Below are 15509 nucleotides of genomic sequence, written 5' to 3' on the forward strand. Positions count from 1 at the left end.
CATGACATCACCACCCGGCACGCCCAGGAGGCCCACCGCACCCGGTACGCCCGGCACGGTCCCGCCGCGGACCGGTTCCCGCAGCCCCTCCGCAGCCGTACCCACCCCGGCCCCCAGCGCGGACGGCGCCCGCGGACGCGCCCCCCGGCCCGGCGGCGCCGCCCGCAGCCCGGGACGGGCGCGCCGCAGGACCCTGCCCTACCTGCTCCTGCTTCCCGCCCTGCTGCTCGAACTGCTCGTCCACCTCGTCCCGATGGTGATGGGAATCGTGATGAGCTTCCGCAAGCTCACGCAGTTCTTCATCCGGGACTGGTCCCGGGCCCCGTGGACTGGTCTGGGCAACTACGAGCTGGCGGTGGACATCAACCGGCCCGTCGGCAGGGCCCTCCTGGACTCCTTCCTCACCACCTGCCTGTTCACCTTCCTGTCCGTCTCCCTGTGCTGGCTGCTGGGCACCGCGGCCGCGGTCTTCACCCAGCACTCCTTCCGGGGCCGGGGGCTGCTGCGCGCGCTGTTCTTCGTCCCGTACGCACTGCCCGCCTACGCCGCGGTCATCACCTGGGCGTTCATGTTCCAGCGGGACAACGGCCTGGTGAACCACGTCCTCCACGAGCAGCTGGGCCTCGGCGGCGGCGAGCACACCTTCTGGTTGATCGGCGACAACAGCTTCTGGGCGATGCTGACCGTCGCCGTCTGGAAGACCTGGCCCTTCGCCTTCCTGATCGTGACGGCCGCCCTCCAGAACATCCCCGGCGACCTCTACGAGGCCGCAGCACTCGACGGCGCCGGCGTGTGGCAGCAGATCCGCCGCATCACCCTGCCCTCGCTCGGGGCCGTCAACCAGGTGCTGGTTCTGGTGCTGTTCCTGTGGACCTTCAACGACTTCAACACCCCCTTCCTGCTGTTCGGCAGATCAGCCCCCGAGGCCGCCGACCTCGTCGCCGTCCACATCTACCAATCGAGCTTCGTCACATGGAACTTCGGCACCGGCTCGGCCATGTCCGTCCTGCTGCTGCTCTTCCTGCTGCTCGTCACCGCCGCGTACCTGCTGCTGACCGGTCGCGGCCGGAAGGACGCCGATGCCCACTAGTACGCGCCCGTCCGGGGGAGTCCGCCGGACCCGCAGCCCGCTCGATCCGCCGGTCTCGTTCCGGGTGGTGCGGGCCGTCTTCCTCACGCTGCTCGCCGCCTTCGCGCTGCTGCCCGTCTTCGTGATGGCCACGAGCTCCCTCAAACCGCTCCAGGACGTCACCGGGCGTTTCCGGTGGATACCCAGCGGGATCACCCTGCGCCCCTACACCGACATCTGGCGCACGGTCCCGCTCGCCGAGTACCTGGTGAACTCGCTGATCGTGGCCGGCTGCGCCACCGCCGCGTCCGTCGTCATCGCCGTCTTCGCTGCCTACGCGGTCAGCCGCCACCGCTTCCGCGGCAGGCGCCTGTTCACCCTGACGGTGCTCTCCACCCAGATGTTCCCGGGGATCCTGTTCCTGCTCCCGCTGTTCCTGATCTTCGTGAACCTCGGCAACGTCACCGGGATCGCCCTCCACGGCTCGCGCGGCGCGCTGATCCTCACCTACCTCACCTTCTCCCTCCCCTTCTCCATCTGGATGCTGATTGGCTATTTCGACTCGGTGCCGCGCGACCTCGACGAGGCGGCCACCGTCGACGGCTGCGGTCCTCTCGGCGCCCTCTTCCGCGTGGTGGTGCCGGCCGCCGTGCCCGGCATCGTCGCCGTCGCCGTCTACGCCTTCATGACGGCTTGGGGGGAGGTCCTGTTCGCCTCCGTCATGACCAACGACGCCACCCGGACCCTGGCCGTCGGCCTGCAGGGCTACTCCACGCAGAACGACGTGTACTGGAACCAGATCATGGCCGCCTCGCTGGTCGTCAGCATCCCCGTCGTCGCCGGATTCCTTCTGCTCCAGAAGTACTTGGTGGCCGGACTCACGGCAGGAGCCGTCAAATGACCCCCTCCGCACGCTTCCCCGCGACCGGCGCGGACACCGTCGACGTCGCCGCGCTGCCCCGCGACTTCCTCTGGGGCACCGCCACCTCCGCCTACCAGATCGAGGGAGCCGTCGGCGAGGACGGCCGGGCCCCTTCGATCTGGGACACCTTCTCCCGGGTCCCGGGCGCCGTCGACGGCGGCGACACCGGTGACACGGCCTGCGAGCACTACCACCGATGGCGCGAGGACATCGCCCTGATGCGGGAGCTGGGCACCAACGCCTACCGTTTCTCCGTCGCCTGGCCGCGCGTGGTCCCGGGCGGCGACGGCCCGGCCAACCGCAAGGGACTGGACTTCTACGACCGCCTGGTCGACGGGCTCCTCGCGGCCGGCATCGAGCCCTGCGTCACCCTCTACCACTGGGACCTGCCCCAGGCCCTCCAGGACCGCGGGGGCTGGCCCGTACGGGACACCGCCGAGCACTTCGCGGCGTACGCGGGAGTGGTGGCCGCCCGGCTCGGCGACCGCGTCACGCAGTGGGCCACCCTCAACGAGCCGCTGTGCTCGGCCTGGATCGGACATCTGGAGGGGCGGATGGCCCCGGGTCTGACCGACCTGACCGCCGCCGTCCGGGCTTCCTACCACCTCCTGCTGGGCCACGGGCTCGCGGCACGTGCCGTCCGCGCCGCCGCGCCGGGCGCCCGCCTCGGCATCGTCAACAACCTGTCGACCGTGGAACCCGCCACTGCGCGCGAAGCCGACCTGGCCGCCGCCCGCCGCATGGACGGGCACGTCAACCGCTGGTGGCTCGACCCGGTCCACGGCCGCGGCTTTCCCGCCGACATGCGCGAGGTGTACCGGGTCGAGCTCCCCGAGCGCGCCGGGGACCTTGCCGCGATCGCCGCTCCGCTGGACTGGATCGGCCTGAACTACTACTTCCCGCAGGTCGTCGCCGCCGACCCGGACGGTCCCGCGCCGTACGCCCGGCAGGTCGCGCGGCCGGGCGTCCCGCGCACCGGTATGGACTGGGAGGTCGACGCCGGCGGTCTCGAGACGCTGATCATGCGTCTGCACCTGGACTACGGCGCAGGGCCCGTCCACATCACCGAGAACGGTTCCGCCTACCCGGACACCGTCGCCCCGGACGGCAGCGTCCACGACCCGGAACGGGCCGGCTACCTCACGGCGCACGTCGCCGCATGTGCCCGTGCCGCCCGCAGGGGCGCGCCGGTTGCCGGTTACTACGCCTGGTCCCTGCTGGACAACTTCGAGTGGGCCTACGGGTACGACAAGCGCTTCGGTCTGGTGCACGTCGACTACGCCACCCAGCGGCGCACGGTGAAGTCGAGCGGCCGGCACTACGCCGGGATCATCGCCGCCCACCGGGCGGGGTGACCCCGGCCGCGGGGGGTGTGCGCGCTGCGGGGCGGCTCCGGCCGCCCCGCAGCGCCGTGACGGGGCCGGGGTCAGGGGAAGGACACGATCGTGGAGGGAACCGTGGAGGTCCCGGAGGTCGGGGCGCCCGTGCTGTTGATCACGTGCTCGTACTGGCCGTTGCCGCCGAGCGAGACGACCAGCAGGTCGTGGAACCTCACCCCCGGCTTGACGGGCGCCTGGAATCCGTGTTCCTGGCGGATCGTCGGGTCGACGTTGTAGTAGCAGTAACTGCCCAGTCCCCATCCCTCGTGCACGTCGACGGAGTCGGCCACCTGGTAGGCGGCGTAGCCCTTGATCGAGCCGTTCTGTATCGCCGCCTGGTCGGGGGCGTCGTACGCCTTCTCGTTCTGGAAGAAGATCGTCCGGCCGCGTTCGCCGTTCCACTGCACGTCGTACTTGTTGAAGTGCTCGACGAACAGCCCGGTGGCGAGCACGTCGTCGCCGTTGACGCGGAAGCCGTAGTCGGAGCGGTTGGTCTCCCAGCCGACGCCGTCGCCGTGGTCGGCGCGCCAGATCCAGGTGTGGTCGACGATCGTGTCGTGGTTGTTGACGACCATGCCGACGGTGGCCCTGCCCGGCCCCGCGCCGCCGACTCGGATGAAGACGTCCTGCACGCTGGTCGGGTCGGCGGAGTGGTCGGTGGCGGTGCCGGCCGGCCCGACCTCCAGCAGCGAGGGCGATTCGACGGGGCCCGCGTCGATCAGGAATCCGGCGAGCCGCACGCCGTCGACGTCACCGACCTTCATGGCGGTCACCCCGTTGTCCGGGATGATCGTGGCGAGGCCGAGACCGAGGACGACGGTGCCGGGCCGGTCGACCCGGATGGTCCGGTCCACGTGGTAGACGCCCGGGGTGAACAGCAGGTGCAGGCCCTGGGTCAGCGCCTGGTTGATCGTCGCGGCGCTCGCGCCCGGCTTGACCACGTAGAACTGGCTGAGCGGGAGGGAAGTTCCCTGCGGGGCGGCGCCGTTGCCCCAGGACGTGCCGCGTGCGTTCACCCGCTTGGCGGGGACGAACACCTTGTAGTCGTTGCCGTCGAGGTACAGGAAGGGCTTCTCGCGCGAGACCGGCGTGGTGTCCAGGGTGGTGTACGGCGGGTTGGGGAAGCCCTGTGCGGGTGCGCCCTGGGTGCCGGAGAAGACCTGGTTCCAGACGCCGTTGGACCAGCCGCCGATCGAGCTGTCGCGGGTGTACCACTGCTGCTGCGAGTAGTTGCCCACCTGGCCGTCGATCTTGGAGTCGGCGATGTAGCCGCCGGAGGCCCAGCCGTAGCCGTCGGGAGCCAGGTTGAGTCCGCCCTTGATGTGCATCCGGCGGAACGGCGCGGCCTGGGAGACGGCCCAGCGGTTGGTGCCGTTGACCGGGTTGAGGGCCAGGTTCTCGGCGGAGCGCCAGAAGTTCTGGGTGGCGTTGCCGTTGAACCAGCCGGCGTCGACGGTCACGTCACCGTTGATGGTGGTGTCGTCGGGGCTCAGGCCGAGGCCGGAGATGGAGGTGTAGAAGCCGATCTGGGCATTGAGACCGTTGTAGGTACCGGGCTTGAAGAGGAACTGGTAGCGGCCGGATCCGAACTGTGCGGACTCCTGCTGCTGGAAGACCTGGTCGAGCCGGGCCTGGATACCGGGGGTCGAGGGATCGAAGACGATCACGTTCGGTCCGAGATCACCGCCGCCGGGCAGGGTGGGGTCGGTGCCCGTGGTGCCGAGGACCTGGAACTCCCAGAGGGAGTAGCCCCACGGGGTGGCCCGCTCGGTCCCGTACATCCGCACGTACCGGGCGGTGCCGGTGATGTCGAGGGTCTGGGTGCCGCCGGGACCGGCCGTGGTGGAGTAGGCCGTGGTCCAGTTCGACCCGTCCGTGGACAGCTCGATCCGGTAGGCGCGGGCGTGGGCGGTCTCCCAGCGCAGCACCACCTGGCTCAGCCGGGCGGGGGTGCCGAGATCCACCTGTATCCACTGGGGGTCGGCGAACTGGCTGGACCAGCGGGTGCCGTTGTCGCCGTCGACGGCGGCCGGGGCGGGGGTGCCGGGGCCTTCGATGCTGGAGGCGGTGGCGGGCCTGCCCTGCGAGAGCAGGACGGGCGCGGCCTGGGCGCCGGCGCCGGGCAGCAGTACGAGGAGCGCTGCGACCAGCGCGGCCGCGAGGACGGATGCGAGGGACGGGCTGGGGCGTGGGGGCATGTGGGGTGCTCCTGACGTCGTGGCTCCGAGGGATCGAAGCGTGAGTGAACTGCTCGCCGAGGGGGCCGTCAAGGGCTTGTGCGTTCACGGGCCGAAGGCCGGATGATGCGTCAGGCGCGGTTCAGGGCTGTGAACTCGGAGTTTCTTCAAATCTTGTGAAAAGTATTGACGAAAAAAATCAGGCGAGGTGAGCGCAGGATCCGACGAGGAGGCTGTGCGACGGACCGCCCCGAAGGCCCTCGGAGCGGTCGCGTTCGACTGTTCAGGAAGTGTTCCCGGCGGGTCGCGCCGGGACGACATGCGTTCGGTGGTTGACAGGGTGCGTCAGGTCGGTGACGGCGGATCGTCGGGGTCCCCCGAGGCGGTGGGAGCCGTCCGGTCGGGCGCGGTCGTGGCCGCAGCGGCGAGCAGCGACGGCGCCAGGTCCTCCTTGCGGATCCGCAGGTCGACGTAGAGAAGGGCCAGGACCAGCGGCGGGAAGGTGAACTGGAACAGCCCGCTGAGCAGACCGCCGAGCACCATGCAGACCAGGTACACGGCGAGTCCGGCGATCGCGACGCTCGGATCCGCGTCCGCCCCGCCGGCGTCCATCTCCATCATGGCAGGCAGGAAAGCCACCATGCCGACGAGGGTGAAGGGGATCTGGATCGCGTAGCCCACGGCCATCGCCACGAAGTGGCCGAGCATGGTGATGCCGAAAACGCGCCACCAGCCGTCCTCGGCCAACTGGGAGGAGCGTCGCAGCGCGGCGACGGGACCGGGCCCTTCGCACACCGCGGCGGCCGGCGCGAGGCTGAGGCGCGTGGCGAGCCAGACCGAGACGGGCAGGCAGGCCAGCACGCCCAGGAGCAGCACGAACAGGCCGACCGGCGGCCCGGACCCGTCGGCGGACAGGATGACCAGGGGCACTCCGACTGCAGGGACGAGGAGCATCGGGGCGGCCGCGATCAGGCCGGCGAGCACCACGGTGCCGAGCACGGAGGGCAGCCGGGACCAGCAGCGCCGCCACATCGCGCCGAAGGTCGTCGGGCGGCCCAGCACGGCCTCCTGGATCACGGCCGGGCCCAGCGCGCTGATCATCGCCGCGCCCACGGTCAACGCGACGACCAGGAGCACCACGGCCGGAGCGAAGGCCAGGACGAGGGCCACCACGTCCTCGGCGGCGGCGCGTTCCCCCGGCCCGGGGTCGAGGACCGCGGAGAGCCGGTCGTGCACCAGCGCGATGGTGATGCCGATCGCGAGAACCACGAGCAGGAGTCCGGCGCCCTGTACGGCGAGCGCGACGCCGAGCAGGGCCTTCCAGTAACGGCGGAAGGTCGAGAACGCCCCGCCGAGCACGTCCCCGACGGTGAGCGGCTGCAGGGGTATGACGCCCGGTTTCGGCGCCGGCGGCGGCACATGACCGCCTCCCCACTGCGGCATGGGCTGCCCCGGGTGGGGTGCCCACCCCGTGTTGTGCGACATTGCAGTTTCCCCCTTGGATCGAGGGACAAGGTAACCCGCCCCGGTCGGCTCCCCGGCAGGGCCCCCGGCCGGCGCCGGGGCCTGCCGCCGCAGGTCAACCGCCCTGGAGCCGGCGACGCAGCAGAGCCGTCCGCAGCCGGTGCGGGTGCGCGGTACGCAGGGCCGGTGCTCGCGTGCGACTCGGATAGGGTGCGGTGCGCACCGATCGGGCGGACTGAGGAGCAGTAGGGTGATGGACGGTCAGCGGCCGGGTGGCGAGGGCGACATGGGCGACCGTGGCGACAGGGCGGCCGCGCACTTCGAGGCCCTGGGTCCCGACGACCCCGGCACGGTGGCCGGTTACCGACTCAGCGCACGGCTCGGCGCGGGCGGCATGGGCAAGGTGTACCTCTCCCACACCCCCGGGGGGCGGCCCGTCGCCATCAAGGTGATCCGGCCCGAGTTCGCGGAGGACCCCGAGTTCCGGCGCAGGTTCGCCCAGGAGATCCGCTCCGCGCAGCGGGTCCAGGGCCTCTACACCGCGCCCGTCATCGACGCCGACACCGACGGCCCCCACCCCTGGCTGGCCACTGCCTACGTGCCGGGACCCTCGCTCGCCGCCGCCGTGGCCGCACACGGCCCCCTGCCCGTCGAGACCGTGCTGCTGCTGGTGGCCGGGATCGCCGAGGCCCTCCAGGTGATCCACGGCGCCGGAATCGTGCACCGGGATCTGAAGCCGTCGAACGTCCTGCTCGCCGCCGACGGCCCGCGCGTCATCGACTTCGGCATCGCCCACGCCGCCGATGCCACCTCCCTCACCGGCAGCGGGGTCTTCGTGGGTACGCCCGCCTTCATGGCGCCGGAGCAGGCCGCCGGGCGGGGCGTCGGACCGGCCACCGACGTCTTCGCCCTCGGCCAGGTCGCGGCGTACGCGGCCGTCGGAGCGCCCCCGTTCGGCGAGGGGCCCTCGCACGGCGTGCTCTACCGGATCGTGCACGAGCAGCCCGAACTGTCGGACGTACCGCCGCGGTTGACCGAGCTCGTCACCCGCTGCCTCGCCAAGGACCCGGCGGACCGCCCGTCCGTCGCCGAGGTCATCGCGCTGTGCCGGACCGCCAACGACGCCACGTCGCTGCGCAGGCCCGAGGACTGGCTGCCGGCAGCGGTCACCGCGGAGATCTCCGCCCGGTCGGCTGCGCCGGCCCCGGACCTCACGCCGCCCCCTCCGGCGCATCCGCCGACGGCCATGGCCGCGACGGCCGGCGGCGCAGCACCGTATGCCCCGACGGTGCAGGGCACCGGGCAGGCCCCGCAGGGTCCTCCGCCGGCCCCGCAGCAGCCGCCGGCCGCGCAGCCGGCGTATCCCGCCGTCGGCCCGTACGCGCCCTCCCGGTTCGGCACTCCCCCGCCGATGCACCCGCAGATGTCCGGGCAGCCGCTGCCGTTCCAGCCGCAGCAGTCGGTGCCCGGGCCGCAGGGGCGCAAGCGGGGTCCGGCGGTGGTCGCCGCGGCCCTGGTGCTGGCGGTCGTCGGCGGCACGGCCGTGTACGGGCTGGTGAAGGACAAGGGGGGCGACTCGGGCGCCGCTTCCTCGGCCTCCGGCGGCACGGTCGGCGGCGGCGCGGGCAACGGCGGCACCCGGGCCGACGGCTCCAAGCCCGCGACGGGCAGCGACCGCCCCGATCCCACGCCCTCCGACTACAAGGGCGTCAACCTCACTGCCGGCTACCACCTCACCCTCGGCGAGGACCCGCTGCGCCCCCAGAAGGGCGAGGACGGCGGGTACGAGCTGTCGTACGACACGGGCGGCTACCTCGACGCCGAGGGCCAGGGAGGGAGCCTGGTGCTCCTCGACCCGGGTCAGCAGGGCTCCCTCGCCACGTGCCGCGCCGAGACCCGCTTCACGGACAACGTGTACGTCAACAAGCTCGGCACGGGCCGCCAGGTCTGCGTGACGACCGGTACCGGTCACCTCGGGCTGGTCACGGTGCGCGGCATCTCGCCGGAGGACTCGCCGAGCACCTACCTCACCCTGGATGTGACGGTCTGGCGCAACGGCGCCGCGGGCTCCGCCTCCCGCTGACGGCGCTCCCGTACGGCCGCCGGCGCCGGTCGCGGGGGCTACCGACCGGCGTGGTGGTCCTCCGCCCGGAGCCGGTACACCACGCTCGGGCGCAGCGGCCCGTCGGGCACCGTGAGGTCGTCGAAGTCGTCGGCCGGGTCGCGGGTCATCCCGATACGGCGCATCACCGCTCGGGAGCGGAGGTTGGTGGCGGTGGTCACCGCAAGGATCTCGGGCAGGGCGAGGGTCTCGAAGCCGAAGGCCAGGGCGGCGCGGGCGGCCTCGGTGGCGAAGCCGTGCCCCCAGGCCGTACGGGCCAGCCGCCAGCCGATCTCCACCCCTGTGAAGGGCATGTCGTCGTCCACCGGGTCCAGTCCGGTGAAGCCGACGAACTCGCCCGTCGCCAGGGCCTCCACGGCCCACCAGCCCCAGCCGCGCTGCGCGAGGGCGGCCTGGAAGCGGGCCGCGGACGCCTCGCTCTGTTCGCGGGTGAGCACGCCGTCGAAGTGCTCGCGGACTTCGGGGTCGGCGTTCATCGCCGCCCAGGGGCGCAGGTCGGACTCCCGCCAGGCGCGCAGGAGGAGGCGTTCGGTACGCAGTTCGGACATCGCGCCAACGTAGCCGATCACCGATACGGTGCGCGCACCCCGGGCGGGGCCGGTTCTTGGCGGCAGGACGCAACCCGCAGGTATCGACCGCACGCTGACGGGGCGTACTCCCGGAAGGAGCCCGTCATGGAGACAGGCAGCATCAGCCCCGGCCGAGAGCGCCCGAGGCAGACCGGCGCGGCGTGGCCGTGGTCGACGCGCTGCCCGATGTGCCGGCGGCGGCCGCCGTGGTCCCCATGTACCTGACCGCGCGCCGCGGCGACGTGCCGTGGCGGCCGCGCCAGGCGGCCTGAGCGCCGCCGGTCCCGGCGGTAGGGGCGGCGGCACGGGACCCGGCGGTACGGGACCCACGACGCCCGTACCGCCGGGCCGTCTCAGGGGCGGCGCATCCGATGCGCTACTGGCCCGGGCGGGGCCGCGGGGCCGGGCAGGCCTGCCAGGCGAGGTGGTAGAGGGTGCTCACGCTCGCGTCGGTGGAGTCCATGGTCATGAAGCTGGTGGCGGTCTGCGGGTTGGACGTGCCCGCGTTGACGCGCAGTTCGGTGTTGATGTTGAAATTTCGCTTCTCGCCGCACGGCGCCCAGACGAGGTCGGCGTACTCCGTCCTGTCGGTCGCCTGCCAGTTGTCATTGAGCGGGCCGTTGAACTGATGGGTGCGCTGGGTGGTCTGCGGCATTCCCTGGAAGTAGTAGTTCGCCTTCTCCTGGCCCCACGCGCCGGGCTGGAGGAAGGCGAATCCGCGGTAGTCCGCCTGGACAATGGCGTAGGTGAATCCCGAAGGGACGTGGACCCGCAGATTGAGCTGGCAGTTCTTGCGGAATCCGGTCGGTGGCGCACCGGGCCCGACTTGCGCCAGGTAGTCACTGTAGGTGACGGTGAAGGCCGTGTTGTCGGGTGCGACGGCCACTTCCGCGGTGCCCTCCCGACAACCGGACCCGTTCACCGTGGCGAGTTCGATCACGATCTTGTCGGGCGGCGCGGTGATCTGCGGGGTGGGGCCGGCGGCTCCGGCCGGGGTCGCCGCGGCGATGAGTGCCGCGGCCGCGGCGCCGGTGAACAGGGTGCGGAGCAGGGAATGGGACATCGTTGTCACTCCTGACCGTGATGTGCTGGTTCCGAGGCTCACGCCGTGTCAGAGCGCGGGGCATTCCTTCCACGCGAAGTGGTAGACCGTGCTGACGCTGCCGTCCGTGGAGTCCATGCTCATGAAGCTCAGGGCCTGCGGGCTCGATGTTCCCGGGTAGACGCGCAGTTCGCTGTTGACGTTGAGGTTCCGCTCCTCGCCGCACGGCGCCCAGACCAGGTCGGCGTAGTCGGTCTGGTCGCTCGCCTGCCAGTTGTCGGAGTAGGGGCCGTTGAACTGGTGGGTCCGGCGGGTCGTCTGGGCCATGCCCTGGAAGTAGTAGTTGGCGCGCTCCTGGCCGTACGCCCCGCGCTGGAGGTGGGCGAAGCCGCGGTAGTCCGCCCGGGCGATGGCGTAGGTGAAGCCCTGCGGCACGTGGATCTGCAGGGCGAGTTGGCAGTTCTTGCGGAAATCGGTGCCGCCGGAGCCGGCGCCGGTCTGGGCGAGGTAGTCGCTGTAGGTGACGGTGAAGGAGGTGTTGTCGGAGGCGGCGGCGACGCTCGCCGTTCCCTGGGGACATCCCGATCCGTTCACGCCGACGACGTCGACCGTGATTCTCCCGGGTGGATACGTGGCGTTGTGGGCCTGTGCCGGCATTGCCAGGGCGGACAACGCCGCCACCGCCGCGCCGACGGTCAGCTTGCGGAGCACCATCTTCGTTTCTCCATTCGTCGGGGACCGCCGTTCGAATTTAGGCATGCACATGCCACCACGCGGCCGTGTGCGGGGAAAGGACGGGATACGGACAACCGCCCCCCGGCGCTGTGCGCGGCCGTCCGATGGCCGAATTCCGCTGCGCCGCCGTTTCCCCGTACGGCGGTGCTCCGGCGCCGCTCCGGATGGACCGGAAAGGTCCGGTTCGGTGGGGCCGGCGATGGCACACCGGCCCCAGCAGGCGCACCGGACGCCGGCGTTCCTTCCCCTCGGGCCCCCGGCGGCCGCCCCGGAACCCGCCGCGACATCCGGCCGCGGGGCGTCGCGGCGCAGGTGGGCGGCAGCGGATGGCGGGCCGGTCCGTTCGGGCGGCCCAGTGCCCCCCGGGGCACAACTTGGCCGGTGGACGTGACGGCGGACGCTGCCGGCCCGGCCGGGGAGGAACGGGTGCCCGGCGGCAGGGTCCGGAAAGCAGGCGTCGGTGGGGCCGCGGTCAGGCGTACGGCGGGCATGCGGCCCGCGTCGTCGCACTCGATCTCCGCAGCGCCGCCGCCGGGCGGGTCGGCGCGGACCCGGTTGCCCTCCTCGCTCGACGGCAGCCCGTGGTGCTCCGGACAGCCGGTGACCACCCACCGGGCGCCTGTGCCGACGGGCCGGTCAGGGGCGGCGGGCCTTCCGGGCCGCCGCGTCGGCCGCTGCACGGGCCGCCTTCGCGGCCCGTGCCGCCTCGCGGTGGCGGCGCTCGGCGGCCGACGCCGCGGCCGCGAGGTGCTCGCGTTCCGACCGGGCACGGTGAAGGCGCTCCTCCAGCTGGGCCATCTGCTCGTCGAGCATGACCAGGCCGGTGTGGGCCTCCGCCCGCTCCGCCTCCGCGCGGGCCAGCGCCTCCTCGGCCGACTCGGCCTCCCGGCTCGTCCGCTCGACCTCGCGCGTGTCCGGCTGCTCGGCCGGTGGCACCGGCTCCGCCCGGCGCGGTCGCGGCTGCGCGTCCGGTGCCGGTGCCACGTCGGCGAAGCCGACGGCCGGGGGCGGCGCCTTCTCCAGCACCCCTCGCGCCCAGGTGTCGGCCGCCTGCGGATCGGCGAGGACGCTGCGCAGGATCTGTTCGACCTCCCGCTGCACGCCCGCGGAGAGGTCCTGCCCCGCTTCACCGGCCAGGCGACGGGCCTCGCCCGCCATTGCGGCGATCACCACGTGCTGCTGGTGGGAGAGTTTGCGCAGGTCCTCCCCCGACAGGGTCCGGTGCGCGTCGCGCAGCCCGCGGCCGAGTTCCAGCAGGTGCTGCGCCTGGTCCGTGTCGGCTCGGGCCAGCCGGTTCGCGGCCCACACCGCGAGCGTGGGCCTGCGCAGGGCGGCGATGCGCTTCGCCTCGGCCCCCTGCCCGGCCTTGCGCGCGGCGGCCGCGTGGGCGTCCCGGGCGGCCGTGAACTCCTCCGGCCTGAGCCCGTACAGCTCGGCTGCCACCGCCTCGACGTCGACCACAGCTCCACTGTCCCCCGGCGACGGCCGTGCTGCGAGAGGGACGCTGCCGGTACGGATCAGGCCGGGCCGGGCTCCTTCACCACCTGGGTGTTCTGGCAGGCGGTCAGCAGCCAGGGCCCGTCCGGCTCCCTCGTCATCACGTACAGCGGCGCGCCCTCGCTGCCGTCGGCGCCGTGGTAGGCCTGCCGCACCTTCACCGCGGCGACGTCCGGCCGCAGGAACTGCACGTGGACGACCTCGTAGGTGACCTCGCCGTCCCAGCTCGCCCCGGGCAGCACGGCACGGGTGAACGCGGCTATCGCCTCGAAGCCGATGAGAACCCTGCCGTGTGCCGTCGTCCACAGTGCGTCGGGGTGGAAGAGGGCCAGGAAGCCCTCCGCGTCCTTCGCCCGCTGTGTGCGCTCGACGGCGGCGACGACCTCTTCGATCGCCTTGATGTCTGCGGCCCTGGCGGCCTGTCCGGTGTCCATGGGCCCGATCCTGCTCCCTCAACCACACTTGAGGTCAAGCCGTATGATCATATTGCCGCATGACCATGAAGACCCTCCACCTCCTCTGCTCCGCCGCCCCACCCGTGTTCGACGTCGCCCACGTCGTCGAAGACGCCCAGGCCCGCGGCTGGGACGTCTGCCTCGGGCTCACGCCCACCGCCGCCCACTGGCTCGCGGAGAGCCTCGACGGGCTCGCCGCCCTCACCGGCCACCCGGTCCTGTGGCAGTACCCGCTCCCCGGTGAAGCCGAGCAGTGGCCGGCTGCCGACGCGCTGCTCTACGCGCCCGCCACCTTCAACACGGTCAACGCATGGGCCCTCGGTCTCACCGACCGGCTGGCCATCGGCCTCGCCGCCGAAGCCCTCGGCAACGGCACGCCCGTCACTGCCGTTTCCTGCACCAACAGCGCCCTCGCCGCGCACCCGCAGTACGAGACCTCACTCGCGACGCTGCGCAACGCCGGGGTCCGACTGCTCCAGCACGACAACACGCCCGCCGACGCCCCCGCCCCCTTCCCCTGGGCCGCCGCCCTGGGCGGCCTCGACCCCGCCCCCGTCCCACACTGACCGGCGCGGGCGCCGGGAAGCGCCAACGGGCCAGGCGTGCCCGAGCAGCGCGCGTACGGGCCCGCGTCTGCGGCCACGCGTCCACGGGCCGCGGCTTGCAGGGCGGCGGCTCCTGTCCCATAGTCCGAGGTATGGACGCGCGCGAGGCCGCCCTCCGGCGGGCGCACGACCATGCCGTCCGGTGGTTGGCGAGCCTGTCCGAGCGGCCGGTTCCCGCACGCGCCTCGGTCGAGGAGACCGTGCGCGCGCTCGGAACCGAACTGCCGGACGACCCCAGCCCCCCGACCGATGTCGTCGACCTGCTGGCGACGGCCTGCGAGCCGGGACTGACCGCGTTCCCCAGCGGCCGCTTCTACGGTTTCGTGGTCGGTGGTACGGAGCCCGCCGCGCTGGCCGCGGACTGGCTCGTCAGCGCCTGGGACCAGAACGCGGTGATGCGGGCAGCCTCGCCCGCGTGCGCGGCGGTGGAGGAGGTCGCCGGCGCGTGGCTGCTCGACCTGCTGGGGCTGCCGGACGGCGGCGCCGTCGGTTTCACCACGGGCGCCACGATGGCGAACTTCACCTGCCTGGCCGCCGCGCGCGACGAGGTGCTGCGGCGCGCGGGCCGGCACGTGGGCCGTGACGGGCTCGCCGGAGGTCCGCCCGTGCGCGTCGTCGCCGGCCGGGACCGGCACATGGCCGTGGACCTGGCACTGCGCTACCTCGGGCTCGGCGCTCCCTCCCTGGTGGACGCGGACGGGCAGGGCCGTATGGACCCGGCGGACCTGCGGCGCGTCCTCGCCGCGGGCGGGCCGGGCCCGGCCGTCGTCGTCCTCCAGGCCGGAGACATCCACTCCGGCGCCTTCGACCCCTTCACCGACGCCGTGCGGACGGCCCGGGCGGCCGGTGCGTGGGTGCACGTGGACGGGGCCTTCGGGCTGTGGGCGGCCGCTTCGCCGCGCCTCGCCCACCTGACCGCGGGCTGCGCCGACGCCGATTCCTGGGCGACGGACGCACACAAGACCCTGAACGTGCCCTACGACTGCGGTGTCGCCGTCGTACGCGACCCGTCCGCGCTCCGCGCCGCGATGGGCCTGCGCGGCGACTACCTCATCCAGCACGAGCAGGGCGACCCGGTGGACACGGTCCCCGAACTCTCCCGCCGCGGCCGCGCCTTCACGGTGTGGGCGGCGCTCAGGTCCCTCGGCCGCACGGGCGTCGCCGACCTCGTCGACGGCCTGTGCCGCCATGCCCGCGCGTTCGCGGAGGGCATCGCCGCGATCGACGGGGCCCGGGTGCTCAACGAGGTGGTGTTCACGCAGGTGTGCGCCGAGTTCGGCGGCGACGAGCGCACCGAGCGGGTGCTCGCCCGGCTCCTCGCCGACGGTACGACATGGATCAGCGGCTCCACCTGGCACGGCCGGCGTGTCATGCGCATCTCGGTGAGCAACTGGTCCACGGACGACGACGACGTGGCCCGCGCGCTCGACTCGATCCGACGGGCCGCGGCGGGCCACTGACGCGTACGCCGCA

13 protein-coding genes are annotated in these 15509 nt (G+C 72.7%); 6 read left to right on the top strand and 7 right to left on the bottom strand.

Annotated features, from left to right (window positions below; all coding sequences use genetic code 11):
• Position 1 precedes the first annotated feature (1 nt).
• The 3 genes from IF89_RS0105055 to IF89_RS0105065 are packed head-to-tail and all read left to right on the top strand — an operon-like array spanning position 2 to position 3346.
• Entirely contained in the window at positions 2 to 1090 is a 1089-nt protein-coding gene (locus IF89_RS0105055; protein ID WP_078628098.1) for a carbohydrate ABC transporter permease, read from the top strand.
• The gene (locus tag IF89_RS0105060; RefSeq protein ID WP_051806802.1) at positions 1080 to 1970 is read left to right on the top strand and encodes a carbohydrate ABC transporter permease; all 891 of its coding nucleotides are present in this window, start codon (positions 1080 to 1082) and stop codon (positions 1968 to 1970) included. Before IF89_RS0105055 ends, IF89_RS0105060 begins: the two co-directional genes overlap by 11 nt.
• Complete coding sequence (locus tag IF89_RS0105065; protein ID WP_051806803.1) at positions 1967 to 3346, top strand: GH1 family beta-glucosidase; 1380 nt, start codon at positions 1967 to 1969, stop codon at positions 3344 to 3346. The genes IF89_RS0105060 and IF89_RS0105065 overlap by 4 nt, the downstream gene beginning before the upstream one ends.
• Before the next feature lie 71 nt (positions 3347 to 3417).
• Here the strand turns inward: IF89_RS0105065 and IF89_RS0105070 are convergent, their stop codons facing one another.
• Both IF89_RS0105070 and IF89_RS0105075 read right to left on the bottom strand, forming a co-directional pair.
• Entirely contained in the window at positions 3418 to 5568 is a 2151-nt protein-coding gene (locus tag IF89_RS0105070) for a discoidin domain-containing protein (protein ID WP_030761743.1), read from the bottom strand.
• Between the two features lie 324 nt (positions 5569 to 5892).
• Positions 5893 to 7032 carry a hypothetical protein gene (locus IF89_RS0105075; RefSeq protein ID WP_158717803.1) on the bottom strand — a complete coding sequence of 380 codons (1140 nt, stop codon included), beginning with the start codon at positions 7030 to 7032 and terminating at the stop codon, positions 5893 to 5895.
• A 232-nt stretch (positions 7033 to 7264) separates the two neighbouring features.
• Between IF89_RS0105075 and IF89_RS0105080 the strand changes: the two genes are divergently transcribed.
• Positions 7265 to 9094, top strand: coding sequence for a serine/threonine-protein kinase (locus tag IF89_RS0105080; protein WP_030761748.1), 1830 nt, complete (start codon positions 7265 to 7267; stop codon positions 9092 to 9094).
• 38 nt (positions 9095 to 9132) lie between these two features.
• On the opposite strand, the gene IF89_RS0105085 is transcribed toward IF89_RS0105080, so the two are convergent.
• The 5 genes from IF89_RS0105085 to IF89_RS0105110 form a co-directional block, all read right to left on the bottom strand.
• Positions 9133 to 9681 (bottom strand): GNAT family N-acetyltransferase, encoded by a 549-nt coding sequence (locus IF89_RS0105085; RefSeq protein ID WP_030761751.1) that lies wholly within the window; start codon positions 9679 to 9681, stop codon positions 9133 to 9135.
• 397 nt (positions 9682 to 10078) lie between these two features.
• Positions 10079 to 10765: a DUF4360 domain-containing protein gene (locus tag IF89_RS0105095; RefSeq protein WP_051806805.1), complete on the bottom strand. Its 687-nt coding sequence runs from the start codon at positions 10763 to 10765 to the stop codon at positions 10079 to 10081.
• A 48-nt stretch (positions 10766 to 10813) separates the two neighbouring features.
• Complete coding sequence (locus IF89_RS0105100) at positions 10814 to 11458, bottom strand: DUF4360 domain-containing protein (protein ID WP_030761756.1); 645 nt, start codon at positions 11456 to 11458, stop codon at positions 10814 to 10816.
• A 657-nt stretch (positions 11459 to 12115) separates the two neighbouring features.
• Positions 12116 to 12940, bottom strand: a complete 825-nt coding sequence (locus IF89_RS0105105) for a hypothetical protein (protein WP_030761759.1) — start codon at positions 12938 to 12940, stop codon at positions 12116 to 12118.
• Between the two features lie 56 nt (positions 12941 to 12996).
• Positions 12997 to 13410, bottom strand: a complete 414-nt coding sequence (locus tag IF89_RS0105110; protein ID WP_030761762.1) for an SgcJ/EcaC family oxidoreductase — start codon at positions 13408 to 13410, stop codon at positions 12997 to 12999.
• 59 nt (positions 13411 to 13469) lie between these two features.
• On the opposite strand from IF89_RS0105110, the gene IF89_RS0105115 reads away from it, so the two are divergent.
• Both IF89_RS0105115 and IF89_RS0105120 read left to right on the top strand, forming a co-directional pair.
• Positions 13470 to 13997 carry a flavoprotein gene (locus tag IF89_RS0105115; RefSeq protein WP_030761765.1) on the top strand — a complete coding sequence of 176 codons (528 nt, stop codon included), beginning with the start codon at positions 13470 to 13472 and terminating at the stop codon, positions 13995 to 13997.
• Positions 13998 to 14128: 131 nt separating this feature from the next.
• Entirely contained in the window at positions 14129 to 15496 is a 1368-nt protein-coding gene (locus tag IF89_RS0105120; RefSeq protein ID WP_030761768.1) for a pyridoxal phosphate-dependent decarboxylase family protein, read from the top strand.
• Positions 15497 to 15509 lie beyond the last annotated feature (13 nt).

The organism is Streptomyces sp. NRRL F-2664 (genome assembly GCF_000719345.1).
Lineage (GTDB): Bacteria > Actinomycetota > Actinomycetes > Streptomycetales > Streptomycetaceae > Streptomyces.